The sequence below is a fragment of the Citrobacter sp. U14242 genome (assembly GCF_046555775.1).
Lineage (GTDB): Bacteria > Pseudomonadota > Gammaproteobacteria > Enterobacterales > Enterobacteriaceae > Citrobacter.
On the sequence record NZ_JBKGLW010000007.1, the window covers coordinates 30,902 to 56,236 of the forward strand.

Annotated in this window: 20 protein-coding genes; 8 read left to right on the plus strand and 12 right to left on the minus strand. The window is 52.4% G+C overall.

From position 1 onward, the window contains the following. Positions 1–104 precede the first annotated feature (104 nt). The 3 genes from ACLJXE_RS12820 to ACLJXE_RS12830 are packed head-to-tail and all read left to right on the plus strand — an operon-like array spanning position 105 to position 2,697. Complete coding sequence (locus tag ACLJXE_RS12820; protein ID WP_410751058.1) at positions 105–569, plus strand: MarR family transcriptional regulator; 465 nt, start codon at positions 105–107, stop codon at positions 567–569. A gap of 6 nt (positions 570–575) precedes the next feature. Continuing rightward, complete coding sequence (locus ACLJXE_RS12825; RefSeq protein ID WP_410751059.1) at positions 576–1,643, plus strand: HlyD family secretion protein; 1,068 nt, start codon at positions 576–578, stop codon at positions 1,641–1,643. Then, on the plus strand, positions 1,633–2,697 hold the full coding sequence (locus ACLJXE_RS12830; RefSeq protein WP_410751060.1) for a DUF2955 domain-containing protein: 1,065 nt from the start codon (positions 1,633–1,635) through the stop codon (positions 2,695–2,697). The genes ACLJXE_RS12825 and ACLJXE_RS12830 overlap by 11 nt, the downstream gene beginning before the upstream one ends. 47 nt (positions 2,698–2,744) lie before the next feature. On the opposite strand, the gene symE is transcribed toward ACLJXE_RS12830, so the two are convergent. From symE to ACLJXE_RS12855, 5 genes are all read right to left on the minus strand, one after another. Continuing rightward, positions 2,745–3,089: an endoribonuclease SymE gene (gene symE, locus ACLJXE_RS12835; RefSeq protein ID WP_410751061.1), complete on the minus strand. Its 345-nt coding sequence runs from the start codon at positions 3,087–3,089 to the stop codon at positions 2,745–2,747. Positions 3,090–3,311: 222 nt separating this feature from the next. Then, positions 3,312–6,578, minus strand: coding sequence for a type I restriction endonuclease subunit R (locus ACLJXE_RS12840; protein ID WP_410751062.1), 3,267 nt, complete (start codon positions 6,576–6,578; stop codon positions 3,312–3,314). 94 nt (positions 6,579–6,672) lie between these two features. Next, on the minus strand, positions 6,673–8,079 hold the full coding sequence (locus ACLJXE_RS12845; RefSeq protein WP_410751063.1) for a restriction endonuclease subunit S: 1,407 nt from the start codon (positions 8,077–8,079) through the stop codon (positions 6,673–6,675). Beyond that, positions 8,069–9,688 (minus strand): N-6 DNA methylase, encoded by a 1,620-nt coding sequence (locus ACLJXE_RS12850; RefSeq protein ID WP_410751064.1) that lies wholly within the window; start codon positions 9,686–9,688, stop codon positions 8,069–8,071. Before ACLJXE_RS12850 ends, ACLJXE_RS12845 begins: the two co-directional genes overlap by 11 nt. Positions 9,689–9,751: 63 nt before the next feature. Continuing rightward, positions 9,752–10,918, minus strand: coding sequence for a restriction endonuclease (locus ACLJXE_RS12855; protein WP_410751065.1), 1,167 nt, complete (start codon positions 10,916–10,918; stop codon positions 9,752–9,754). A 233-nt stretch (positions 10,919–11,151) separates the two neighbouring features. On the opposite strand from ACLJXE_RS12855, the gene ACLJXE_RS12860 reads away from it, so the two are divergent. Further along, positions 11,152–11,439 carry a BrnT family toxin gene (locus ACLJXE_RS12860; protein WP_410751066.1) on the plus strand — a complete coding sequence of 96 codons (288 nt, stop codon included), beginning with the start codon at positions 11,152–11,154 and terminating at the stop codon, positions 11,437–11,439. After that, positions 11,426–11,728 carry a BrnA antitoxin family protein gene (locus ACLJXE_RS12865; RefSeq protein WP_410751067.1) on the plus strand — a complete coding sequence of 101 codons (303 nt, stop codon included), beginning with the start codon at positions 11,426–11,428 and terminating at the stop codon, positions 11,726–11,728. The genes ACLJXE_RS12860 and ACLJXE_RS12865 overlap by 14 nt, the downstream gene beginning before the upstream one ends. Before the next feature lie 90 nt (positions 11,729–11,818). On the opposite strand, the gene yjiA is transcribed toward ACLJXE_RS12865, so the two are convergent. The 3 genes from yjiA to btsT are packed head-to-tail and all read right to left on the minus strand — an operon-like array spanning position 11,819 to position 15,183. Next, positions 11,819–12,775, minus strand: coding sequence for a GTPase (yjiA, locus tag ACLJXE_RS12870; RefSeq protein WP_410751068.1), 957 nt, complete (start codon positions 12,773–12,775; stop codon positions 11,819–11,821). Positions 12,776–12,787: 12 nt separating this feature from the next. Beyond that, on the minus strand, positions 12,788–12,982 hold the full coding sequence (locus ACLJXE_RS12875) for a YbdD/YjiX family protein (RefSeq protein ID WP_003830038.1): 195 nt from the start codon (positions 12,980–12,982) through the stop codon (positions 12,788–12,790). Positions 12,983–13,032: 50 nt separating this feature from the next. After that, on the minus strand, positions 13,033–15,183 hold the full coding sequence (gene btsT, locus ACLJXE_RS12880) for a pyruvate/proton symporter BtsT (protein WP_410751069.1): 2,151 nt from the start codon (positions 15,181–15,183) through the stop codon (positions 13,033–13,035). A gap of 366 nt (positions 15,184–15,549) precedes the next feature. On the opposite strand from btsT, the gene tsr reads away from it, so the two are divergent. Next, positions 15,550–17,214, plus strand: coding sequence for a methyl-accepting chemotaxis protein (gene tsr, locus ACLJXE_RS12885; RefSeq protein ID WP_410751070.1), 1,665 nt, complete (start codon positions 15,550–15,552; stop codon positions 17,212–17,214). A gap of 87 nt (positions 17,215–17,301) precedes the next feature. Here the strand turns inward: tsr and ACLJXE_RS12890 are convergent, their stop codons facing one another. From ACLJXE_RS12890 to ACLJXE_RS12900, 3 genes are all read right to left on the minus strand, one after another. After that, positions 17,302–17,817, minus strand: coding sequence for a GNAT family N-acetyltransferase (locus ACLJXE_RS12890; protein WP_410751212.1), 516 nt, complete (start codon positions 17,815–17,817; stop codon positions 17,302–17,304). A gap of 65 nt (positions 17,818–17,882) precedes the next feature. Beyond that, complete coding sequence (locus tag ACLJXE_RS12895) at positions 17,883–19,244, minus strand: MFS transporter (protein WP_286630649.1); 1,362 nt, start codon at positions 19,242–19,244, stop codon at positions 17,883–17,885. A gap of 216 nt (positions 19,245–19,460) precedes the next feature. Next, positions 19,461–20,375, minus strand: a complete 915-nt coding sequence (locus ACLJXE_RS12900) for a GntR family transcriptional regulator (RefSeq protein ID WP_286630650.1) — start codon at positions 20,373–20,375, stop codon at positions 19,461–19,463. Between the two features lie 137 nt (positions 20,376–20,512). On the opposite strand from ACLJXE_RS12900, the gene ACLJXE_RS12905 reads away from it, so the two are divergent. Together ACLJXE_RS12905 and ACLJXE_RS12910 are read left to right on the plus strand one after the other, a co-directional pair. Then, on the plus strand, positions 20,513–21,535 hold the full coding sequence (locus tag ACLJXE_RS12905; protein ID WP_286630651.1) for a zinc-binding alcohol dehydrogenase family protein: 1,023 nt from the start codon (positions 20,513–20,515) through the stop codon (positions 21,533–21,535). A 13-nt stretch (positions 21,536–21,548) separates the two neighbouring features. Then, positions 21,549–22,994 carry a tagaturonate reductase gene (locus tag ACLJXE_RS12910; RefSeq protein ID WP_410751071.1) on the plus strand — a complete coding sequence of 482 codons (1,446 nt, stop codon included), beginning with the start codon at positions 21,549–21,551 and terminating at the stop codon, positions 22,992–22,994. Between the two features lie 43 nt (positions 22,995–23,037). Here ACLJXE_RS12910 and opgB read toward each other — a convergent pair whose 3' ends face one another. Next, positions 23,038–25,329, minus strand: a complete 2,292-nt coding sequence (gene opgB, locus ACLJXE_RS12915) for a phosphatidylglycerol--membrane-oligosaccharide glycerophosphotransferase (protein WP_410751072.1) — start codon at positions 25,327–25,329, stop codon at positions 23,038–23,040. Positions 25,330–25,335 lie beyond the last annotated feature (6 nt).

Sequence of the window (25,335 nt, forward strand, 5' to 3'; positions counted from 1 at the left end):
TTTTATATTCACGATATTTATCAATTCATGCTTCTGGTTAGTTCGTTTCTTGATACTTACCCTGATAAGTATTATTTTCTTATCAGTGATGAGGGGAAAGTAAGATGACTGAAGATGAACTGTTTGCCCGCCGACCGATGGGGATGCGCATGGCAATGGTGGTACGCCAGTGGCGGGCCATTATTGATGCTGCCATCACCGATACTGGCCTGACGCAGTCAAGCTGGACGGTACTGATGCAGCTGTATCAACTGGGAGACAATGTCTCGGTCAGTGAACTGGCACAAATGTACGGCATTGAACTGCCGCCGCTGATGCGCACCCTCTCGCAGCTGGAAAAGCAGGGGTATCTGCTGCGTTCCACATCGCCTTATGACAAACGCATCCGCCTGCTAACGCTGACCGCTCAAGGTCGCTTAAGGCTTGAAGAACTTAACCGGGTGATTGAGACATACCAACTTCGCGTCACCTGCACCATTCCTGAAGCGGAGCTTGCCTCCTTCAGCGCGACCTTAAATCAACTCGCCTGCAATTTGCGGACAATCCGCGAAGAAGACAATCAACACTAAAAAACTATGATGACCCCAGAACAAAAATTTGCCCGTTGGGTAAGGGTGAGTATTGCCACTTTCCTGGTAGTATTCGCCTGGTTTATCGTTGCCGATATCTGGATCCCGCTGACGCCGGACTCCACGTTGATGCGTGTGGTAACGCCTGTTTCCTCACGCGTTTCCGGCTACGTCTCGCAGGTGCATGTACACAATAATAGCCAAGTGAAGAAGGGCGATTTGCTGTACGAACTGGATCCGACGCCGTTTATCAATAAGGTCGAGGCTGCGCAAATCGCCCTTGAGCAGGCGAAGTTGAGCAATCAACAGCTGGATGCGCAGATAGCCTCCGCGCGCGCCAACCTGCGCACCGCGCAATTCAACGCCCGTAACGATAAGACCACCTTTGACCGCTATCAGCGCCTGAGTGCCATGCAGAACGTGTCGCAATCCGATCTCGACAAGGTGCGCACCGCCTGGCAAACCAGCGAGCAGTCGGTGGCGGCACTTAATGCCAGTATTCAGAACCTGCTGATTCAGCGCGGTGAGCGCGATGATAAGCGTAACGTGACGTTGCAAAAATACCGTAACGCGCTGGAAGAGGCGCAACTGAACCTCGGCTGGAGCAAAGTGTATGCACAGACCAACGGCACGGTGAGCAACCTTCAGCTTAGCCCCGGACTTTACGCGACCGCCGCCACGCCGCTGCTGGCGCTGGTCAGCCATCAGACTGATATCGTGGCCGACTTTCGCGAGAAAAGCCTGCGCCACACTCGCGTGGATACCGATGCCGCCGTGGTGTTCGATGCCATGCCGGGCAAGGTTTTCTCTGCTCGCGTTACCAGCAGTGATGCCGGTATTCTGGCGGGTCAGGAGCAGGTTAACGGCCAGTTGTCGCAACCGGAGCAGTCTACCCGCTGGGTGCGCGATGCCCAGCGTATGCGCATTCACGTAGTGCTGAACGAACCGCTCGACACGCCGTTACCGACCGGGGCACGCGCCACGGTACAGCTGTATAACAGCGAGGGGATGTTCGCCCGCACCTTTGCCGGGGCGCAGATCCACCTCGTCAGCTGGCTGCATTATGTCTATTAATACTCTGGCCCACGTCTTTACGCCGCACGGGAATATTGTCTACACCGCCAATGATTTTCGCCAGACCTTGCGTATCTCCGTTGCTGGGACGATAGCGCTGAGTATCTCGACCTTCTACAACGGGCAGTACGGTGTGTTTTTTGTGGTTTATCCGCTGATGCTGCTGTCGCTGGTGCCGGTATTCAACCGCCATGTGGCAACACAGTTCGTGTTCAGTGCGGCGGTGAACTGCGTTGAAATGGTGCTAATCGTTGGCTATCTCTCGCAGTGGCCGCTGATTATGACGCTGGTGGTGTTCGGCCTGTATGTGATGCGTTTTCGTTTTATGAGCAAAGGGCCGCTGTTTCTACTCGGTTCGATGGGCGTGGTGTGTCAGAGCACGATGCTCAACTTTATGAGCTATCCCACTACCAACTGGCATACGCTGATGTTTTCCAATATGGAGGCCTGCGTAATGGCGGTGGCGCTGAGCGCGCTGCTGAATTATCTGATCCCGGACGTAGAACCCCGCCAGCCGCCGCCGCGCATTGAGAAAGATGCCGCCCGGGTCCGCCATGAATCGCTGCTTTCCGGTACGGTGGCGACGATGATTTTTGTCATCTTCCAGATCTGTGATTTGAGTGATTCGTTGTCGGCGCTGATGGCAGGCATTTTGATCTTGTTTCCGATGCACTACCGCGGCGCGGTGATTAGCTCGATTTGGCGCGTGGTCGGCGTGGTGCTGGCCTGCCTGTATATTCTGCTGGTGCAACTGCTTATCTATGATTTCAGCAACCATATGGTGCTGATGATGCCGCTGATTGGCCTCGGGCTGGCGTTTAGCGCCCGCCTGCACGTAATGGAAAAGGTCGGCGCGGGCGTGGGTTTTGCCAGTATCACCACCATCGGCATTATGTTTGGCCAGAATCTGCACCCGGATCAGGACCTGGTATTCAGCGATCTGTACCGCATCACCTCCGTCACCGTCGCGCTGGTGGCAACATTAACGATGGTTTTTCTGGTACACCGGATCCTGAACGGCTTTGCCGCGACGCGGTTTGTGATTACGGAGTAAGTGGTGTTCGGTGCCCGACAGCGCAGTGCCATCGGGCATCCGGGCGGTTATTTCTGCCTGCGCGGCTTCGCCGAAATCACCTCGATAAACTCCTGTACCTGCTGTTGCTTACGCGCGGACAGCTTGCACACCCGACGCAGCGACTGTAGCAGCGCCGGTTCTTCTGGCTCCGGCAGTTTTGTTGTCAGCACAATGCAGCCTGGCATCACTCTGACATCGAATTTGCAGCCAGTGGTAAAACCGGCGGCTTCCAGCCACTGGCCTTTCATCATAATTGCCGGAACATGTGCGTAATCCGGATAACGACTCGCATAAGTCACGGTGCCCAGACGATTATTTGCCGGGGAGACTTCTGGATCGGTGAATTCTGCAATAGAATGCGGGGTAGTCATGATGGCTATTCTCCTAAAATAGTAATTGTGATTAGCGAGGCGCCCGTGTTCCACCACGGGCGTCTTGCGATAAATAACACCTGTAAAAATAACCAGTAAATAAAAATAAAGCCAGCTAAAAATAGACAATAATAAACACGTAACTGGAAATATAAATACGGGAATTAAATTGAGGGGAAATATAAAGTAGCCGGATAAGCAAAGTGTTATCCGGCAATAAAATTAATGCAGTGTAGTAATATGGTGCTGCTTAAAATTCTCCGCCTGCGACAGCACGCCCATATACACATCATCATTCGCCACCGGCGGGAACTTGTGTTTGTGCAGCAGCAGGATCAGCTCCACCTTCAGCTTCGCCTTAATGTCATCACGCTTGCTCCAGTCTGGATACTTCGAGGTGTTATCGACCACCGCCTTCATCTCTTTCGCCAGCGCCAGCATCTTGTCATCCTCATAGGTGAACTGATACTTATCGCGCATATGCGCCAGAATGTCGTAAAAGGCTTTCTCTTCGATATCAATCCCCATCTCGGCATAGGTGCCCATCTCGGTTTTAATATCGTAGATAATATCGGTCATCTCCTGGCTGAAGGTATCAAACTCTTCGCCGTTGAGGACGTCATCTTCCCGGCGCTCGTTATATTTATCCATAATCGACTGGAAACGACGGGTGAAATTAATCCCCTGAAGCTGGTTGATCTGTTTAAAGTCGCTGATGGCTTTTTCCAGCAGCTTTTGCAGCAGCTGAATTTTGGTTGCCGGTAGTTTGATCTTATTAATGCGCGCCAGATAATCGTCGTCGAAAATATCAATCGACTCCGCTTTCTTGTCGCCAAGGAAAAATAGCTCTTCCACGCCGTCGGCTTTCAGCGCTTCGGCGATCATCTCGCGCACGCGGGCGTTCATCTGTGTGACGTCCGGCGCGTCGCCTTTGGTCAGCTTGAAGACGATAGAGCGCACGGCAATATAAAAATGGATATGGTCGCGCTCGGCCTGCGACAGCGCTTCGCTGCCGCAGCTGACGTCATAGGCCGCTTTCAGCCGCTTCACCAGCCCCATAAAGCGGCGCTCTGTCTTCTGGGTGCGCATGACAAATTCTGCCGCGAAGTTCAGGCAGGCAAGCTGCGCCTGCGGCTCGCCGCTGAAATAAGGGCGGCTGTCGAATTCGTGAAACACCTGTGCCAGCAGATCGAGATGATTTTTCACCTCGATCACCGACTGCTGAATATCCTCAAAGTTGGTGGCATCGATGCGTGAATACATCGCCAGCGCCTGGTTCATCTGGCGCTTAATACCGATATAGTCGACGACCAGCCCTTTGCTTTTGCCTTCCAGCTTGCGGTTAACGCGGGAGATGGTCTGGATCAGGTTATGCTTTTGCAGCGGCTTATCGATATAAATGGTGTCCAGCTCCGGCACGTCAAAACCGGTCAGCCACATGTCCACCACGATGGCGATTTTGAAATTCGACTTCGCGTTTTTGAACTGTTTATCCAGCTCTTTGCGGTACTCTTTACTGCCCAGCAGCTCGTACAGTTTCGCGTCATCGTCTTTGCCACGCGTCATCACCATCTTGACCATTTCGGACGGCGGCAGCTCTTTCTCTTCCTGCCCGGTCAGCTCAATCCCATCCGGGGTCTGCTTAACCTCAAACCATGCCGGACGAAAGTCTTTCAACTGACGATAGAAATCCCAGGCAATCTCACGGCTGGCGCAAACAAACATCGCTTTGCCTTTCACCGTTGAGCCTTCGGCGACACGTTTTTCATAGTGCTTCGCAAAGTCTTCCGCCAGCGCTTTCAGGCGATCTTCATCGCCAAGAATGGCGTTCATGGTGGCGCTGGCTTTTTTGCTCTCGTCGATTTGCCACTCGTTGGTACCGGCGTCAGCGCACTCTGCGTAGTACTTTTCCACCTCTTCCAGCTTGTGAGCATCAAGAATCACTTTTGCGGCGCGGCCTTCGTAGACGATGCGCACGGTGATCTCATCCTGCACGGATTCGGTCATGGTGTAGCTATCGATGATGTTGCCAAAGACTTCCATCGTGGCGTCGATAGGCGTGCCGGTAAATCCAACGTAGGTGGCCTGCGGCAGTGAGTCGTGCAGATATTTGGCGAAACCGTAGGTTTTGCGCACCCTGCCGCTCTCTTTATCGACGATCACTTTCTGATCGAGGTTGACCTGGCTGCGGTGCGCTTCATCGGAAATACAGATGATATTGCTGCGCCCGGAGAGCAGTTCGGTATCTTCGGTAAATTTATGGATGGTGGTCAGGAAGACGCCGCCGCTGTTGCGACCGGCCAGTTTTTCCCGCAGATCGTCGCGGCTGGTGACGGGTACTACAGTGTCGTCGCCGATATAGTTTTTGGCATTGCACATCTGCGCTGAGAGCTGATCGTCGAGATCGGTGCGGTCGGTGATCAGCACGATCGTCGGGCTGGCGAACTCGACGCTTTTCATCAGCAGACGGGTTAAGAACTGCATGGTGTAGCTCTTGCCGCAGCCGGTTGCGCCAAAGTAAGTGCCGCCCTTGCCGTCACCGAAAGGTTTACGCGCCCGTTCGATGCTGTAGTAAAGCTTGCGCGCCGCATAGTACTGCGGGTAGCGGCAGCAGATTTTCACTTCGTGTTTGGCTTTATCCGGGAAACAGATAAAGTTTTTGATCACGTCCAGCAGGCGGACCGGGTGAAACAGCCCCTGAATCATCGAGTGCAGGGAAGGGATGCCGTCCTGCTCGCGGTTTTCATTGCCGGTGACTTTGCGCCACGAGTAGAAATACTCGTACGGTGCAAACAGGTTGCCCATGCGGTTATTGACGCCGTCGCTGATAATGCACAGCGCGTTATAGACAAACAGCTGCGGTATATCGCGGCGATAGCGGGTGCAGAGCTGTTTATACGCATCGCCAATATTGGCTTCGTGCTCGCGCACCGCACTTTTAAATTCAAAGACCACTAACGGCAGGCCGTTGATATAGAGGATGGCATCCGGAATGCGCGGCTGGTTTTCTTTGCCGGTGATGGTCAGCTGATTGACGATTTTCACCCGGTTCAGCGGCTGGGTAAGATGATAACTTGCCGGCGTTTCCGCGGCCTGTTGCAGCGGAACCTCTTCGGTATCGAACAGTTCACGCAGCGCGGCGGGCAGGTGTCTGGTATCGAGCAGTTCGATATAGAGATCTTTCTGCTGGCGATCGTCACGTTTAAACAGGAAACCGTTGGCCAGCCAGGCGCAGAAAGTTTTATTGCTTTCGTAGAGATCGGAGGCGGGCAGGGTGGTGAACTGTTTGATCAGCCGCTGGATCTCCTCTTCGGTGATGCCGTCGGCCTGATAGCGCGCGGCGAGGTAATGACGAAGATCGTCTTCGATAATCACCTGATCGAGGCTGGAACGCGGCACATTATCGCCGATCAGGTGCTGATAGCCCTGATCCTGTAACAGTTCAATTATCGCCTGTTCTAACTTCGCTTCACTGAATGAGAGATGCATATCTCGCTCCGGCCCTGGCTGATTTTCTGGTAAGGGTTCCTGTAACAGAGAAAACCTTAACAGAAAGCCCCTGATTTTTCAGGGGCAAAATGCGTTATGCGGGTTCGGTTTGGTTGACTAAATCTGGCAGATCCTCCAGGGACAGCTCGCCGGAGATAAGTTTGGGGAGCAGGGTGTCGCGGAGGGCGGTTAGGGCCAGTGACTGCTCTTTGCAATTCATGAATTTTTCTAGTATCACTTCAAATTCATTGTCAAAGAGTTTATGCAGTGATAATGGTGGGTTTATGAAAGTTATTTTTTTTAAATGGGTTGATGGACGAGCTATAGAAGGAACACCCACCTGAGAAGCATTGGAGAGTAATGCTTCCTGACCAATTCTAGATTTTAAAAAATGTATCATATAAAAAGGTGAACATTTTTTCCTATCAACTCTTAAGTAGAATTGGCTCTGAGAGATTACAAATTTTTCATTTCCCTTTCTTTTTGGTATTAATGAAACTTGACCAAGTGTGCCACGATGAGTTAGCACAATGTCGTGTTCATATACTAATGAATTCTTGAGGATATTTGCATGATCATCAGTAATATAGTTGATAAAATTTTCTTCTAAAATAAACCCTTTAAGTTGTTGACCATTAATGATTGGGATACCGCTACTTACAAATTGTGATGCTTTAATATTTGAACCAAACGGCCCCATGCCAATTTTTATAGCAATATCTTCAGTTTTTACGACATCCCAACCTTTAGGTACCCAACCCAGCTCTGTTTCTTCAAACTCAGCTGGGAACAACGCACGAACATCCGCCGGAAGTGATTTAAAATCTGCACTACTTCGTACTTTTTGACGTAGTTCGGCGCGAGATTGCAGCGTTTCCGGGATTGGGTTTCCCGCATCCAGAGCGTTGTCAATCACCGGATCGAAATCCACAAACCAGGATTTGAACAGGGTTTGGGACATTTGTTCCAGGGTTTGGTTGATTTTATTATTCAAATCAATCTTTTTATCAAGGCATTTTAATTGATGCGAAATTGATTTTTGTAAAGCGGTTGGAGGCAATCTTAATATTATCTCTCTAAGCTCAGATTGCTTGATCCCAGTAACAGTGCTTCCGGAGGCTCTTCCATCAAGCTGGTTCTGGACAAAAGAAGACTGTAAAAGATATAAAAGATAATCATTTTCCAAGGTCCCTTTTTTACCCCTCAGAGTAATAACTCGTTGAGCTAAAGCCACTTTACGTGCATCTAATTGCGCTACTTCGCCTAGTGGAGCCTCTGTTGTTAGTACGACGTCACCTTCCAAAGGTAACCCTCGAACCATCCAATTGTCATAATCATCAATAGCAATAAATTCACTAACTTCTTGAATTCTACCATTTTTGATAATTTTGGCTGTGATTAGAGGAATGCCATTATCAACTTTTTTTGGGGTTTTACCTCTGTAATCAATAATAGCGTCCATGCAATCTTCAAGACGCATTTCTATATAATTAATCGCCATAACCCAACCCCTCCAGGTTCTGGCGAATGGCTTTATCTAGTTCTTCTGCCTGCTTCATCTGCACGAACAACGTCTGCGACAACTCGCGCATTTTGGTTTCAAACGCCACGCCGTCGTCTTCCTGCTCGGCGGCGCCCACGTAGCGGCCCGGGGTCAGCACATAGTCGTTAGCCTTCATCTCTTCAATGGTGGCAACCTTGCAGAATCCGGCCAGGTCTTCGTATTGTTTCAGCTTGCTGTCGCCGCGCTTAACGCGCTCGGCCAGCTCTTCCGGCGTGCTGCGCCATGCATGGTAGGTGTCGGCGATGGTGGCGATATCGTCCGCCGTCAGCTCTTTGGTGGTGCGGTTCATCATGGTGCCAAGGTTACGCGCATCGATAAACAGCGTTTCGCCCTGACGGTTACGATAGCCTTTGGCCGGATCGGCTGCTTTCGACTTGGTCATAAACCACAGGCACACCGGGATCTGGGTGGTGTAGAACAGCTGGCCGGGCAGGGCAATCATGCAGTCGATCAGATCGTTTTCGATCATCTGCGCGCGGATCTCACCTTCGCCGCTGGTGTTGGAGCTCATCGAGCCGTTCGCCAGCACAAAACCGGCGGTGCCGTTAGCCGACAGCTTGGAGAGCATATGCAGAATCCAGCCGTAGTTGGCGTTACCGGTCGGCGGCGTGCGGTAGCCGGCAAAGCGCGGATCTTTGGTCAGCTCGGCGTCGTTGCGCCAGTCTTTCAGGTTAAACGGCGGGTTTGCCAGAATATAGTCGGCTTTCAGGTCCGGGTGCTGGTCGCTGAAGAAGGTGTCCGCCGGGCGCTCGCCAAGGTTGGCAGAAAGGCCGCGAATCGCGAGGTTCATCTTCGCCAGCTTGTAGGTCGTCGCCGTCAGCTCCTGGCCGTACAGGGCGATATCACGGCTTTTCCCTTGGTGGCTTTCAACAAACTTCACCGACTGCACAAACATCCCCGCTGAGCCGCAGCAGGGGTCATAAATTTTGCCCTGGAACGGTTCAAGCATTTCGGTCAGCAGCGTGACCACGCATTTTGGCGTATAGAACTCGCCGCCGCCTTTACCTTCGGTGGCGGCAAACTTGCCGAGGAAGTATTCGTACACGCGGCCGACCAGGTCTTCTTTCGACAGCGCTTCCACGTCGGTTTCGTGGGCCAGCGTTTCGATGTTATCGATGGTGTCGATTAGCGACGCCAGCTTCTTGGTTTCCAGATTCTGACGGCTGAAGTAGTTGTCCGGCAGCGCGCCTTTCAGCGTCGGGTTGCGCTTCTCAATGGTGGAGAGCGCGGTATCAATGCGCACGGCAATATCATCCTGCTTGGCGTGCTGTTTGATGAACGACCAGCGCGCCTCTTCCGGCAGATAGAAGATGTTGTCCTGCTGATAGAAGACTTCCAATTCGAGGAAATCGCTCTGGCCTTCGTCTTTCATTTTCTGACGGCGGGCTTCAAACTTATCGCTGATAAATTTGAGGAACACGAGGCTCAGCACCACATGCTTGTACTCGGAGGATTCTACGCTGCCGCGAAGCTGGTTCGCTGTATCCCATAATGTGTCTTCAAAGCCTTTCTTTGCTTTGGCTTTTTTCGTTGGTGCTTTGGCCATGATGAACTCAATCAGGAAAAATGGGGTGGCTATTGTAACGGTAAAAGCGGTGAAGTTCGCCCTTTACTCAAGCTCGGGTTCGTCAAACAGCTGTAAATCGACATCCAGCAGTTCGACCGCATTGCTGCGTCGAATGCCGACGTTATTTTCAATCAACATTTCCAGCAGGCGATCGCCGTCAATCAACGTGATAGGGGCAGCACCCGGAAACAGCGCCGCTTCCGCGCATTTGGCGGCAAACTTGCCGGTGGTGATCAGCGTGCCGCGAATGGCTTTATGATAGGGCAGTGCGCCGCGCAACTGATCGATGTATGGGCGAGTAATGGTATTTTGCATTCGCTTCACCTGTACGACTTCGGTGATGGTGGTGATGCCCACCTGAACCTGACCAATCACATCCACGCCTTTATCGCCGGAGGCTTTGGTGACCTCGACCTCTTCATAGCCCATCGCTTCAAGAAGCTGCGCCACCAGATGCTCAAATTTGTAGGGGTTCATGGTGGAGAGCTGTTCGCGCAGTACCTCTTTTTGCTGCTCGTTGTAGCGTTTTACCGCATCGAGCAGCGCCTTACGCGGGTCCGCCTTTTTAGTTGGCAGCGCTTGTGTCAGCCACTGTCGACCTGAGTCAGTAATGCGGTAGCTCATCCCTTCTCTGGTCGCCAACTGGCGGTCAATCAGGTTATACAGACGCGAGTAGAGCGTGCTTTTTGCCGAGCGGTCGGAGGCAAATTTAGAATGCTGATGCAAAAACGCCAGCCATTCTGGCAGCAGATCCCCACGGCGCGACATTTCACGACCGGCGAGCAGTTCCAGCAACTGTATCAGCCCTTCCTGATCGTCCAGCCAGCGCAGCGTTTCGTCGTCGTCTTGCAGAAAACGCTCGCCGCGAGCGGTCGGTGCCCAGATGTCATCGGCGGTACTTTCCATCAGTTCAAACAGCGGGTAGTTGAGGAACAGGTAGCAGCCGTAGCTGTGGCGTGGGTTCAGAATATGATTGTCGGTTTGCCAGATACGCAGTGCAATTTCGGCATCCTCACCGCTTAAGCGCTCGTTGATCCATAAATCAGGTTCTGACCAGTCAACCGGGTTTTGCGGGGTACCGGTTTGTTCAAAGATGGCTGTAATCATGCTGCGTACCGATTTCAGGGAATAGCCTGAAACGGCTTTCATCATCGCTTTTACCTGGGCGTAGGTCGGAAAAAGCGGGGTAATCACTTTGTAATTTTTCACGTTGGTCCCTTAACAAGTGCAATGGCAATAGCTTGCCACAGCAGGTGAAAAATTCCATGGGATGAATCACTTATCGGAATGAAAACTGCCTGTGCCGGATGGCGGCTGCGCCTTATCCGGCCTACAAAATTCACCCTATGATTGGTAAAACGTGAGGCTATTTCCAACAATTTCGCTATAATCGTAAGATAATTGTATATACTTTTTTGTATATACAATCAGGGATGAAATTCATGCCAACGGAGTCTGAGTGGGATGCAAACAAGGCACAAAGTAACCACCGTAAACATGGTGTTCGCTTTGAGGATGCTGTTCTGGTATTTGACGATCCCCGGCATTTGTCGCGTCAGGACCGTTATGAGAACGGTGAGTATCGGTGGCAGACCATTGGAATGATGCACGGTATCGTGGTTATTCTGGTTGCACATAGCGTCCGGTTTGAAAGTGGGAATGAAATTATTCGCATCATCAGCGCCAGAAAGGCAGACAGTAAAGAGAGGAATCGTTATGAGCATGGTTAAACATAAACGCGGCAGCGTATCCGCGCTGAATGCTCAGCATGAGGCTGAACTGAAGGTGCTGGCGAATAAATTGGATGATGATATTGATTACAGCGATATTCCCGCGACCGAAGATGAGCTGTGGTCAGAGTCCGGGCGCGGTAAGTTTTTTCGCCCGTTGAAAACGCAGGCGTCCGTGCGTATTGATGCCGATGTGATGGAATGGCTGAAACGTCCAGGGAAGGGTTACCAGACGCGGTTGAATGCGATCTTGCGCGAAGCCATGCTGCGGGAGCAAAACAAGAAATAGTTAGAATGTGCGGGTCTGTGATTGCCGGATGGCGGCGTAAACGCCCGCTCTGACCTGGAGGCCATCATCTCGTGATGGCCCTGATACACATTACTTCTTCAATCCCGCAAACGCTGCTCTGATCTCGTCTTCCGGCAAATTAATGCCGATAAACACCAGCTGGCTGTGCGGTTGTTCATCGCCCCATGGGCGGTCCCAGTCGGCGCTGTACAGGCGTTGGACGCCCTGGAACAGCAGGCGGTTTGGCTCGCCTTCAATCCACAGCATGCCTTTGTAACGTAGCAGTTTCTCGGCGGATTCCAGCAGCAGGTTTTCCATTACCCGCGACACGTCGCTGATGTTCACCGGGTAATCCAGCTCGACGACGATTGAGGAAATATCATTTTGCTTGTCGGCGATAAAGTGGAAGCGTGGTTTGGCGCTGACGATATTCTCTTCCAGCATAAAACCGTTGGTGTTGAACAGCAGGGAGAGGTCGATGTCGCCATGGGTCACGGTATACACCGGAGCGCGAGCGTTGATACGCGCCAGGCGCTCACGCAGTTTTTCGCTAACGCCAGCCACGTCGGTTTTGGTCAACAGGATGCGGTCGGCGTAACCAACCTGCGACTGGGCGATGGTGAACTGGTTCATCTGCTCGTCGGCATGTACCGCATCAACCAGCGCAATCACCCCGTCCAGCAGGTAGCGTTCGCAAATCACTTCATGGGAGAAAAAGGTCTGAATAATCGGGCCGGGATCGGCCATGCCGGTACACTCAATCACCAGGCGGTCAAAATTGATGGTGCCTTTGTCGAGGTTGTCGAGCAGATCGAGCAGCGCGTCTTCCAGCTCAGTGGAGCGGGTACAGCAGATGCAGCCATTGGTCAGCGTTTTGATCTGCGTGGCGCGGTCGCCAATCAGCTGATCGTCCACCGAGACTTCGCCGAATTCGTTTTCGATAACGGCAATTTTGTAACCGTGCTGCTCGTTGAGAATATGGCGCAGCAGGGTGGTTTTACCTGCGCCAAGAAAACCGGTGAGTAGGGTAACTGCAATCGGGGTCATTCACATCTCCTTCTAACAGCAACTGCTTCCGCCGCTACCGTAGCGGGCTTCCTGGCGCTCGCGGAAGAATTCTTCGTAGGTCATGTACGGCTTATCGGGATGGTTGGTCTTCATGTGCTCGACGTAGTTGTCGTAGTCCGGAATACCAATCAACATCTTTGCCGCCTGACCGAGATACTTTTTTGCCTGACCTAAAGTACCAAACATAAACAATCCTGATAAGCGAAAAGCCCCGCCGGAGCGGGGCTGATTACATCTTAGTGGTGTGAAGAGGTCTTCACGCCGCCTTCCGGCACCGGTACATACGGTGTCTCTTTATCAGAGCGACCGTTGATGGTGCGGGCTTTCTGCCAGGTGCGGAACCCGTAGAAAATGATGCTGTACACCACCACCAGGAACAGAATACTCAGGCCTGCGTTGGTGTAGTTGTTGATGACGATATGGTTCATGTTGGCAATCTGCTGTGCGGTCAGTTCGCCACCGTTGGCAATCTTCTCTTTGTACTGATTCGCCATGAAGAAGAAGCCTTCCATCTGCGGGTTGGTGCTGAACAGTTTCAGACCCAGCGCCCAGGTGGTGCAGATCAGCAGCCATACTGCCGGAACCACGGTGACCCAGATGTATTTGGTGCGCTGCATTTTAACCAGTACCACGGTGCCCAGAACCAGCGCCACAGCGGCCAGCATCTGGTTAGAGATACCGAACAGAGGCCACAGGCTCTTCACGCCGCCCAACGGGTCAACCACACCCTGATACAGCAGGTAGCCCCACAGGCCTACGCAGCCCGCAGTACCAACGACGCCTGCAACCAGAGAGTCAGTTTTCTTCAGGAACGGGACGAAGTTACCCAGTAAATCCTGCAGCATAAAGCGGCCAGAACGGGTACCTGCATCCAGCGCGGTCAGGATAAACAGTGCTTCGAACAGGATACCGAAGTGGTACCAGAAGCCCATGTCAGCCATCGGCAGCACTTTGTGGAACACGTGGGCGATACCGACAGCCAGCGTTGGTGCGCCACCTGCGCGGTTCAGAACAGACGGTTCACCGATGTCTTTCGCGGTTTGCAGGATCTGCTCAGGCGAAATCACGAAGCCCCAGGAACTGACGGTTGCCGCTGCGTGTGCGGTGACGTCTTTCAGTTGCGCCATAATCAGTGGTGCATTTTCACCCCCCATTTCATGCAGGTTCGGCATGGTGATGCCAAGGCCCGCAGGCGGGGTGTTCATTGCAAAGTACAGACCCGGTTCAATGATGGAAGCAGCAACCAGCGCCATAATTGCGACGAAGGATTCCATCAGCATCGCGCCATAACCAATGAAACGCGCGTCGGTTTCACAGGCCAGCAGCTTCGGCGTTGTACCGGAAGCAATCAGCGCGTGGAAGCCAGATACCGCACCACAGGCGATGGTGATAAACAGGAACGGGAACAGCGCGCCTTTCCACAGCGGACCGGTACCGTCAATGTACTGGGTCATCGCCGGCATTTTCAGCTCAGGGTTAAGGATAACGATACCTACCGCCAGGCCGACGATAACGCCGATTTTCAGGAAGGTGGCCAGATAGTCGCGCGGAGCGAGGATCAGCCATACCGGCAGCAGCGCAGAGATAAATGCGTAGCCGATAAGCGTAAAGGTAATGGTGGTGTCTTTAAAGGTCAGTGCCGGGCCCCAGTACGGGTCGTGCGCAATCACGCCGCCGAAGTAGATTGAGGCTACCAGCAGCACAATACCAATCACTGACACTTCACCCACACGTCCTGGGCGCAGGAATCGCATGTAGATCCCCATAAACAGCGCGATAGGTACGGTTGAGCAGACGGTGAACACCCCCCACGGGCTTTCTGCCAGCGCTTTTACCACGATCAGCGCCAGTACCGCGAGGATGATGATCATGATTAAGAAGCAGCCGAACAGCGCAATGGTTCCCGGCACCGGGCCCATCTCTTCTTTGATCATCTCACCGAGAGACGCGCCGTTACGGCGTGAAGAGATAAACAGCACCATGAAGTCCTGCACCGCACCAGCCAGTACCACACCGGCCAGCAGCCACAGCGTACCGGGCAGGTAGCCCATCTGCGCGGCCAGTACCGGTCCAACCAGCGGACCTGCACCTGCGATAGCGGCAAAGTGGTGACCGAACAACACGTTACGGTTGGTTGGTACGTAGTTCAGACCATCATTGTTGATGACCGCCGGCGTGGCACGCGTCGGGTCAAGTTTCATCACCTTTTGAGCGATGTAGAGACTGTAGTAACGATAGGCCACCAGATAAACAGAGACAGAGGCGACCACGATCCACAGGGCGCTGATGTGTTCACCCCGACGTAATGCCACTACCGAGAGGCAGAATGCACCGATGATTCCGAGAATCACCCAGGGTATGTGCTTGAATATCTTTTTCGTATCCATAGTAAAACCTGGTATTAGATTAATAATTGGCCGAAGCCGTGTGGGTTTGATTGTGTGTTTGAGGAGATAAATTGACTGCTATGTTGCCGAGGATCTTGCCAGAGAGTTACGCGCGTAAAGTAAGGTAAATAAGTGAGTGGTTGTATGTCAGCTTAAGCGGTCCCAAGTGTCAGCGAGCGGTTCCTGGTGCCGGTGAGTGGGGATAATTATGTGATTGAGATCACTAACAAACGCCTTTCGATCCTTGGTTGACTGCGGACATCGACGAATCGTCGATGCTGAGATCGATTCAGTTAGCACGAATTCCATAAAGTTTTCCCTTTCCAGGCCGAAAATTCTGACATCTGTCTAGCGGAAAGAGAAAACATGTTAAAACGAATGAAGATTGTTACCAGCTTACTGCTGGTATTGGCGCTGTTTGGCGTTTTACAACTGGCCTCGGGCGGGTTGTTCTTTAACTCACTGAAGAATGACAAAGAGAACTTTACCGTTCTGCAAACCATTCGCCAGCAGCAGTCTGCGCTGAATGCCACCTGGGTTGAACTGCTGCAAACGCGAAACACCCTTAACCGGGCGGGTATTCGCTACATGATGGATCAGAGCAATATTGGCAGCGGTGCGACCGTTGCTGAACTGATGCAGGTAGCGAGCAGGGCGCTGAAACTGACGGAAAAAAACTGGGCGCTCTATGAGTCTCTCCCGCGTGACCCGCGTCAAAGTGAAGCCGCTTTCCAGGAGATCAACCGCACCTATGACATCTACCACGGTGCGCTGGCGGAGCTGATCCAACTGTTGGGTGAAGGGAAGATCAACGCATTCTTTGATCAACCGACACAAAGCTATCAGGATGGTTTTGAGAAGCAGTATGTCAATTACATGCAGCAGAATGACCGTCTGTATGACATCGCGGTTGAAGATAACAACAGCTCTTACAGCCAGGCGATGTGGGTACTGGCATGTGTGCTGATTACCGTGCTGGCGGCGATTGTTGCGGTCTGGTTCGGTATCAAACTTTCTCTTATTTCTCCGATGAACCGTCTGATTGACAGCATTCGCCATATTGCCAGCGGCGATCTGGTAAAGCGCATTGATGTAGAAGGGTCCAACGAGATTGGGCAACTGGCAGAAAGCCTGCGTCACATGCAGGGTGAGCTGATGAACACCGTGGGTGATGTGCGTAATGGTGCTAACGCTATCTATAGCGGTGCCAGCGAGATTGCGATGGGTAACAACGATCTCTCTTCACGTACCGAGCAGCAGGCCGCTTCTCTGGAAGAAACTGCGGCCAGCATGGAACAGCTGACGGCGACCGTGAAGCAGAACGCCGAAAACGCCCGTCAAGCCAGCCATCTTGCGCTGAGTGCCTCAGAAACGGCGCAGAAAGGCGGCAAAGTGGTGGATAACGTGGTGCAAACCATGCGTGATATCGCTTCCAGTTCGCAGAAAATTGCCGATATTATCAGCGTGATCGACGGCATTGCCTTCCAGACCAATATCCTGGCGCTTAACGCAGCAGTAGAAGCTGCGCGTGCAGGTGAGCAGGGACGTGGGTTTGCGGTGGTGGCGGGTGAAGTCCGTAACCTGGCCCAGCGCAGTGCGCAGGCTGCCCGCGAAATCAAAAGTCTGATTGAAGATTCGGTAAGTCGTGTCGATGTGGGCTCAACACTGGTAGAAAGCGCCGGTGAAACCATGGATGAGATCGTTAATGCGGTGACCCGTGTGACTGATATCATGGGTGAAATCGCTTCTGCGTCTGACGAGCAGAGCCGTGGTATCGACCAGGTGGGCCTGGCCGTTGCTGAGATGGATCGCGTGACGCAGCAGAACGCCTCGCTGGTGGAAGAATCCGCTGCTGCCGCTGCGGCACTGGAAGAACAGGCCAGCCGTCTGACTCAGGCCGTTGCGGTGTTCCGTATTCAGCATGATCAACAGCGTGCGCGCGATGTTGCGACCACAAAACCCGCTTCAGCAACTGTACAGCCACGCAAAGCCTCGGTAACGGATGCCGGTGATAACTGGGAAACGTTCTAAGCCTGTGATGCCGGATGGCGCTGGCGCTTATCCGGCCAACGGGGAAAGGTTACGTAGGCCCGATAAGGCGGAGCCGCCATCGGGCAATTAGCGCAATATCAGGCGCATGGCACAGCGTAATTCATACGCCAGACCACGCGCCGCTTCTTCCTCTCTCTTCTGGCGCAGTGTTGGCATTAGCCCTTCATCGGCCAGCATTTCAAAGCCTAATCTTGCATAGAATGGGGCATTCCACGGTACATCGCGGAAGGTAGTCAAAGTGAGTGAGGTGAAGCCTTTCTCACGCGCGTGCCCGGCGACATGGTCAATTAATCTGCGACCAATCCCTTTTCCCTGCCAGTCCAGATGCAAAGAAATCTCGGCAATAAATAGTGAGGAGTCCAGTGCTTCCGCCAGCAAAAAACCGACGGGATAATGATTCACCAACGCCAGCCAGCTCATCTCTTTTTCCACGTATTGTCTGTGTTGCGCGGGCGAAAGAGGACGCTCGTCGGCGATCCATGCAAGCGAGGGGATGTCTCGGAAACGTTCTCCTGCTGAACATTCGATGTCAGGCAGGGTCGCGATATCAGTCAAGGTTGTGGGGCGCAGAGAAAGATTCATGAGGGAAGTATAGCGGGCTTTGGCGCAGGTCCGGTAATGTACAATTACCGGACCCTTACAGAGCATCACTCCTGACGCGGGTCGCTGATTGGCTGGCGAACCAGGAAGATATAGGCGAGCGCGCCTACCATGGTTACGCAACCGCAGATGATCAACGCCAGGCGGAAAGAGTTGGTGGTATCAACAATAAACCCGGTGACGATCGGCGCGAACGATGCGCAGATAAAACTGGCAAAGTTCTGGATACTGCCCACAGAGGCAGTCATACGTGAAGCGACAGCGACGTGGATCAGCCCCCAGCAGGAGGTGCCGGCGAAGTGAATGCAGAACAGCGCCATACCGATCAGGAGTACCGCAGCCATTGATGTTGTTGCCTGTGGTACGACAAACGTGAAGGCAGCTGAGCAGAACATCCCGGCAATAATACAAATCTTACGGCTCTTAATCGGTGCCATACCGCCTTTCACCAACCCGTCGGTGACAAAACCGTTGATCAACATCCCGGCTGCGCCAAACAGGAACGGAATGGCAGCCATTAATCCGGTGCTTTTTAAATCCAGGTTGTAGGACGTTTGCAGATAACCAGGCAGCCAGGCCAGATATAACCATGCCGTGTAGTTGATACCGCTAAAGCCCAGCATCATGCCCCACATGGTACGGTTGCGGAACAGGCTGCGCCATTCGGCAAAGCTCAAAGGATCACGACGCGCGTTGACACTGCCGGCGTTCAGGTACGCCTGCTCGGTGGCGCTCAGTTCAATCTGTTCGCGGTTGCGGTACAGCATGTACCAGCCGATAGCGAGGAAAATACCCAGCACACCGATGGTGATGAACATCCAGCGCCAGCCCATGACCAGCATCATGGCAGCCAGAATTGGCGGACTAATGGCAACCCCGATCGTTGAAGCGGCGTTGAATAACCCCATCGGACGACCGCGTTCTTTGATGTTAAACCAGTCGTTGATGACCTTTACACCACATGGGTTCATTGGCGCTTCGCCAATCCCCATCCCGATACGTACCAACACAAACTGGGTGAAGCTGTGCACCATGCCAGACATCGCCTGGAACAGCGACCAGAAGAACATCCCCAGTCCCAGCATGATGCGCGGACCTTTACGATCCAGTAGCGGGCCGCAGGGAAGTTGCGCAATACCATATGCGAGAGAAAACACCGACAGCAGCACGCCGATTTGTGTGGCGCTGAGCCCCAGTTCTTCGCGAATGGTTAAGTTTGCTACTGACAGTGAGCTGCGGTCGAGGTAATTAATCACCGCAGCAAAAAATAATAAAATCATTGCTGTGGTCTGAATGCGCTTTATTCGACTACTGCGTTGCACCATGCCTTCTGGCGGAACATTAATATCCGCAGATGACGAGGTGCCAAACGAAGAACTCGGGTCGAGGGTAATATTATTTTTTTCCACGCCGGACTCCTGAACCTCAATAATTTATTTTTTACACAGCGGCTGGCTGTGCTGTATTGAAAAAGTACCGGTGATAAATCAATTTTTTCATCACCGCTCACGAAAGTTTTTTAATGCAGTCGACTTAGCGTGAGCATAGGCAAGAGGTATTTTTCTGGCGTTTTTATTTTTATAAAACCGTGCTCCCGGTAATGGTTTGCTGTTTTTAATCTGTTCTTAATGAGCATTGTGGCAACGTTGGTTGATGGAGCGAATCATCGATTGTTTGGCTGAATTCAAATGGTTACAAAGCGCCAGGGTAGCATCCAGGTCACTGCGGCAAATCAGCGCGCTGAGGATGGTCATATGTTCATCGATGGCAATGATGTTGCGTTGCTTGAGGTCGCTTTCATCCCACTGATAGTGAAAGTGGAAAATCACAGAAATAATCTCAAGTGACTGATTAAAAAATATATTGTCGGCTGCGGAAAGCAGTAGAGCATGGAATTCCCGGTCCAGCTGCGAGAACATGCGAAAGCTACTGCCGATGCTGTCACGCAGTATCCGGTGGCGCTCCAGCAGCGTTTTGGCCTGCAGCCAGCGAGGATCATCGTCAGGCAGGTTGAGGAAATGCTGCAGAGAGTGAGTCTCCAGCATTTCTCGTAGTTCGAACAACTGCTCGGCATAGGCCTGATCGAACTGCTTCATGCTCCACTGACCGCGCTTTTCATTTTTAATCAGATTGTAACGCTCGAATTTTAAAAGATATTCCCGTACAACGACCGGGCTGACCCCCGCGGCCCTGGCCAGTTGCAGTTCAGAGAAGCTTTCACCCGCACGCAGTTGGCGCTGGTTAATCATGGTGAAAAATGCCTGCTCAAAAATCCGGTTTTGCTCGGTCATGGACGCTGTAGTACACGAAAAACCGTCATCATGGTTCGGTTTGCGTACAATAACGTAGTGACTACCGACTTGCGTCAGTACGCCGCATTCACCTAAATGGCTCAGCATGTGGCGCACGGTGGTCCGGCTGATGTTGTACATTTCTGCCAGTGCGCTTTGCGAAGGCAAAGGGGAAGGGATATGACCACGCGCCATATCATCAATTATTTGGTTAATCACGTTGTGGCGTAAGTTCTGCGAACGGCTCATGGTTTCTCCTTTTTGACTATTAAAACCCGATTTAAAACATTTTTATGCGTTGAGATTCACAGATTATGTTTCCGCTTTCTCCGGCGTTTTTATTTTCGTTGATATCTGAGGCAACAAAAAAACAGGAGAGCAGAATCATGTCTACGATGAATACGTTGATTTGCCAGGAACCTAAAAAATTAGTCTGGAAAGAACGTGAAATACCTATTCCGGGGGAGGGCGAAGCATTAATTAAAATTAAATCCGTAGGGATTTGCGGAACCGATATTCATGCCTGGGGCGGGAATCAACCTTTTTTCAGCTATCCACGTGTGTTAGGCCATGAAATATGTGGAGAAATTGTCGGGCTGGGAAAAAATATACAAGATCTGAAAAATGGTCAGCAGGTAGCCGTTATTCCTTACGTAGCGTGCCAGCAGTGTCCGGCGTGCCAGAGCGGGCGTACCAACTGCTGCGAGAAGATTTCGGTGATCGGTGTGCACCAGGATGGTGGCTTTAGCGAGTACTTATCCGTTCCGGTGACGAATCTACTGGATGCGCAGGGGATTGATCCGCATGCCGCGGCATTGATCGAACCTTATGCCATTAGCGCCCATGCGGTGCGTCGGGCAGCGGTGGTACCTGGCGAACATGTTCTTGTTGTCGGTGCAGGTCCGATTGGCCTCGGTGCCGCGGCGATAGCCAAAGCGGACGGTGCGCAGGTGGTTGTCGCGGATACCAGCCCGGCACGCAGAGAGCATGTGGTTTCCCGTCTGGGGCTCCCGGTTATCGATCCGTCTGCTGAAGATTTTGATGCGCAGTTGCGCACACAGTTTGGCGGTTCGTTGGCGCAAAAAGTCATTGATGCTACGGGGAATCAGCACGCGATGAACAACACGGTGAATTTGATTCGTCACGGCGGCAGCATCGTTTTTGTCGGGCTGTTCAAAGGTGATTTACAGTTCTCCGATCCCGAGTTCCACAAGAAAGAAACCACCATGATGGGCAGCCGTAACGCCACCCCGGAAGATTTCGCCAAAGTGGGGCGTCTGATGTCGGAAGGCAAACTGACGGCTGACATGATGCTCACGCACCGCTATGCGTTTGACACGTTGGCAGAGATCTATGAACGGGATGTGATCAACAACCGTGAACTGATTAAAGGCGTGATTACGTTCTGATAGGGAGAGTGTGATGAAAACATTGAATCGACGTGACTTTCCTGGGCGCAACTATCCAACACGAGTGATCCAGTTTGGCGAAGGAAATTTCCTGCGTGCGTTTGTTGACTGGCAACTGGATATCCTGAACGAGAAAACGGATCTGCAGGCGGGAGTCACTCTTGTTCGTCCGATCAATACCGATTTCCCACCGTCGTTGAACACTCAGGACGGGCTGTATACCACGCTTATTCGTGGCCTGAACGAACAAGGTGATGCAGTGAGCGAAGCGCGACTGATCCGCTCGGTCAATAACGAGATCAATCCGTATCAGGACTTCGCCGCGTATCTGGCGCTGGCGCACAATGCGGATATTCGCTTTGTGTTTTCAAATACCACCGAAGCCGGGATTAGCTATCACGCAGCCGACAACGTTGATGATGCGCCACCGATCAGCTTTCCAGCTAAACTGACACGTCTGCTGCTGGAGCGTTTTAACCACTTTGCCGGTGCGGCGGATAAAGGTTGGGTAATTATTCCTTGTGAGCTTATCGACTATAACGGTGAGGCGCTTAAAGCCCTGGTGTTGCAATATGCGCAGGCCTGGCAGCTTCCTCCGGCATTTACCGATTGGGTGGAAACAGCGAATACCTTCTGCTCCACGCTGGTGGACCGCATTGTTACCGGCTACCCACGTGAGGAGGCCGCTACGCTGGAGGAAACGCTGGGTTATCACGATGCCTTTCTCGGTACCGCCGAACATTTTTACCTGTTTGTTATTCAGGGGCCAGAGTGGTTGGTCGGGGAGCTGAAACTGGCGCAGTGTCCGCTGAACATCCGTGTAGTGAGTGATATCAAGCCGTATAAAGAGCGTAAGGTTGCCATTCTAAACGGCGCACATACGGCGCTGGTGCCAGTCGCCTGGTTGTGTGGGCTGGATACCGTGGGGGAGGCAATGCAGGATGCTGACGTGCGTCGCTTTGTTGAGCAGGCAATTGGTGAGGAAATTATCCCGGTTCTGGATCTTCCGGCTGATGAACTGCGTGAATTTGCCAGTGCCGTGAGTGGACGTTTTCAGAACCCCTATATCCGCCATCAACTGCTCTCCATTGCGCTTAATGGTATGACAAAATTCCGTACCCGTATTTTACCGCAACTGCTGGCTGGTCAGCAGAATGGGCGCTGGCCTGTACGGTTAACGTTTGCACTTGCTGCATTGTTGGCATTTTATCGCGGGGAACGCGCGGGCGAACGCTACCCACTACAGGATGATGAGCAGTGGATAAGCCTGTATGCCAGTCTGTGGCCGCGAGTCGGCAGCGATCTGACGCTACGTGAACTGGTGGACACTGTGCTCGGCGATGCGGCTCACTGGGGGGAAGATCTTACATTGCTGCCAGGGCTTGCTGAACAGGTGACGGCAAACCTGGAAAGTATTCTGGTGCAAGGGATGCGTCAGGCGGTAAACAGTCTGGAATAAGGTTGCCATGCAGCGCCCGGTGCGGTGTTGGGCGCTGTTTTTTTTACCCTTGCACATCCACGACTTTAATTTCAACCATCCCGATCCCCAGCTTACGTGGCGAGTGACCCAGAATGTTGCCCTCGTTGGTGGCGACGGGATCGGGTGGGACAATCACCAGCGTGTCGGCGGATGTCGGGTTATCAAAATGCAAGATGGTTGTGCTGACCTCCTGGCTTAATACCAGCGTTTGTTCCTGGTTGCCGACGCGTACGGGAATAGGGCGATTAGCGTTGTCACCAAAGGCTTTCGCGGTGATAACCAGATCGAATTTCTTCGGCAATGGAGCCTTATATTCGATTTTCACTTCTTCGCTCAGCTGTGCGTTAGACCAGCGTCCCCAGGATTCAGGGCGTGAAATTCCGCTAAACTGTTTCACCTCTTCCGGTGCGCCCGCTACGTTGAAAATGAAACTGTCAGCTTTGTAGCGAATATCGTTATCGACAATTTTGAGTGTATCGACGTTACCTTTATAGCGTTCGATGTCGATGACTGTGTCTTTAAATGTCGTCTTCCCTTTCCAGTTGGCTTTATCGACATGCTGCACGATCTGCTGCCCGCCCAGTTGCCCCTGTGATACGCACCAGTCGGTGGAGAGTGCCAGTTCCGGTGCCCACAGCTGCGCCATTTTGTAACAGCGGTCTATCCAGACAAAGTTGTCACGCGGGGCGAAATCAGCCAGCTGGAAGCGCAGCGGGGCTGAGTATTCACTTTCCGGCAATGGTTCGACGCGTTGATCCGACACCCGGAGCAGCAGCGGCAGACGGAAATGACTCCCTGAGAAAGAGATCATCTCTTTGTCCCGATCGATGGTGAATGCTTTCATCTCTTTCGGGAAATTCCACAAACGGATGATGTTGGGCTTCCACGCCAGCATTTTCTCTTTGATATTCAGGAACACTTCCGATACGGATTCGCTGGACAAGCTGCTGCGTCCAAGGCCGATAAAATTATCGCCGCCCAGAATATCCAGTACGGTAGCACCGTTATCCATGGTATTACGCTTCACCGCCAGGGTCTCCTGCTGGGGGTGATCGCCGCGTAACACGAAGAACAGGTTGTTACGATCTTGCTTGTTGAGATACTTCCAGGCGGTGTTGTTCATTGCCAGATGATCGGAAGAGACGACAATCACGGTATCTTTAAACCACGGTGAGGCTTTAATTTTATTAATAAACCTGGCGATATTTTCCTGGCTGCAACTGACCGCACTGAAGGACTGGTTGGTTTTACCGTCAATAGCATAACGCTTACGGTTACAGCTGCGTGAGATGAAACCGTCCGGGTGGTGAGTATCAACGGTCAGGGTAAACAGCGAAAAACGCTGCCCTGAACGTGACAGTTCTTCGAACTTTTTCCACGCTTCATCCAGTACGGTGTCATCATAAAAGCCCCAGTCGTTACGATAAGCAGGGTCTGCAACGACGCCTTTTAACTCTTCCGCGCCGTACAGATGATCAAATCCGTGGGATTTCAGGAATACATCTTTCCCGGCAAAGCGCAGGTTTGCACCCTGCACAAAATAGTTCTGATAACCGGAGTTCTTCAGGATATCGCCCAGACAGATATTGTTGGGAAAGAAGCTGGAAACCGATGCCGAGGCGTTGCCTTCAAATGGCGCAAACAGCGGAATGCCACACTGTGAGGCGACCATGCCGGCGATGGTGTAATCCGTACCCGGCAGCTGCATGGTGTTGCTGAAATCCAGACCTTCGTTTTTCAACGCGCCGAGTTCCGGAGTCAGCTCCGGGAAGGCGTCGTTGTTAAAATAAGTACGCTCCAGACTTTCGCCGTAGATATAAACCAGATTCAGCTTCGGATTGGGGATCGTTTTTGATGGTTCTTTGTAATAGGTCGCAAAATCGGGATCGCCATCGCGTGACTGGGATTTGACCAGTTCAGTTATTTGGTGGAAAGCAGGACTGGCATCAACAGAAGCCAGCGCCAGCAGCAGAGCCAGCAGACTGTAACCGACATGATGCGGATGATGGCGACGGCGGCGCAGTATCCAACCCAGCGTGACAAAAACGGTGGTCAGCGCCAGGGCGATCCCAACGCCCGGCAGGATATATTTTCCGATACCCGCGCCAGTCAGGCTGTTGGTCAGGGTGTACAGTACCGCATCGTTAATGCCGTCACCTGTGAAATAGTCACTGGCATACAGCGTGATGTGTAAGACAATAAAGAACCCCAGCACCGTTAACGTGGCGGCGAACCACCAGGTGTTGCGACCCGCTTTCCAGGCATAAATCAGTACCGAAGCGAGAAACAGAGTGATGGAGAGCAATTCTGACAACGGTCT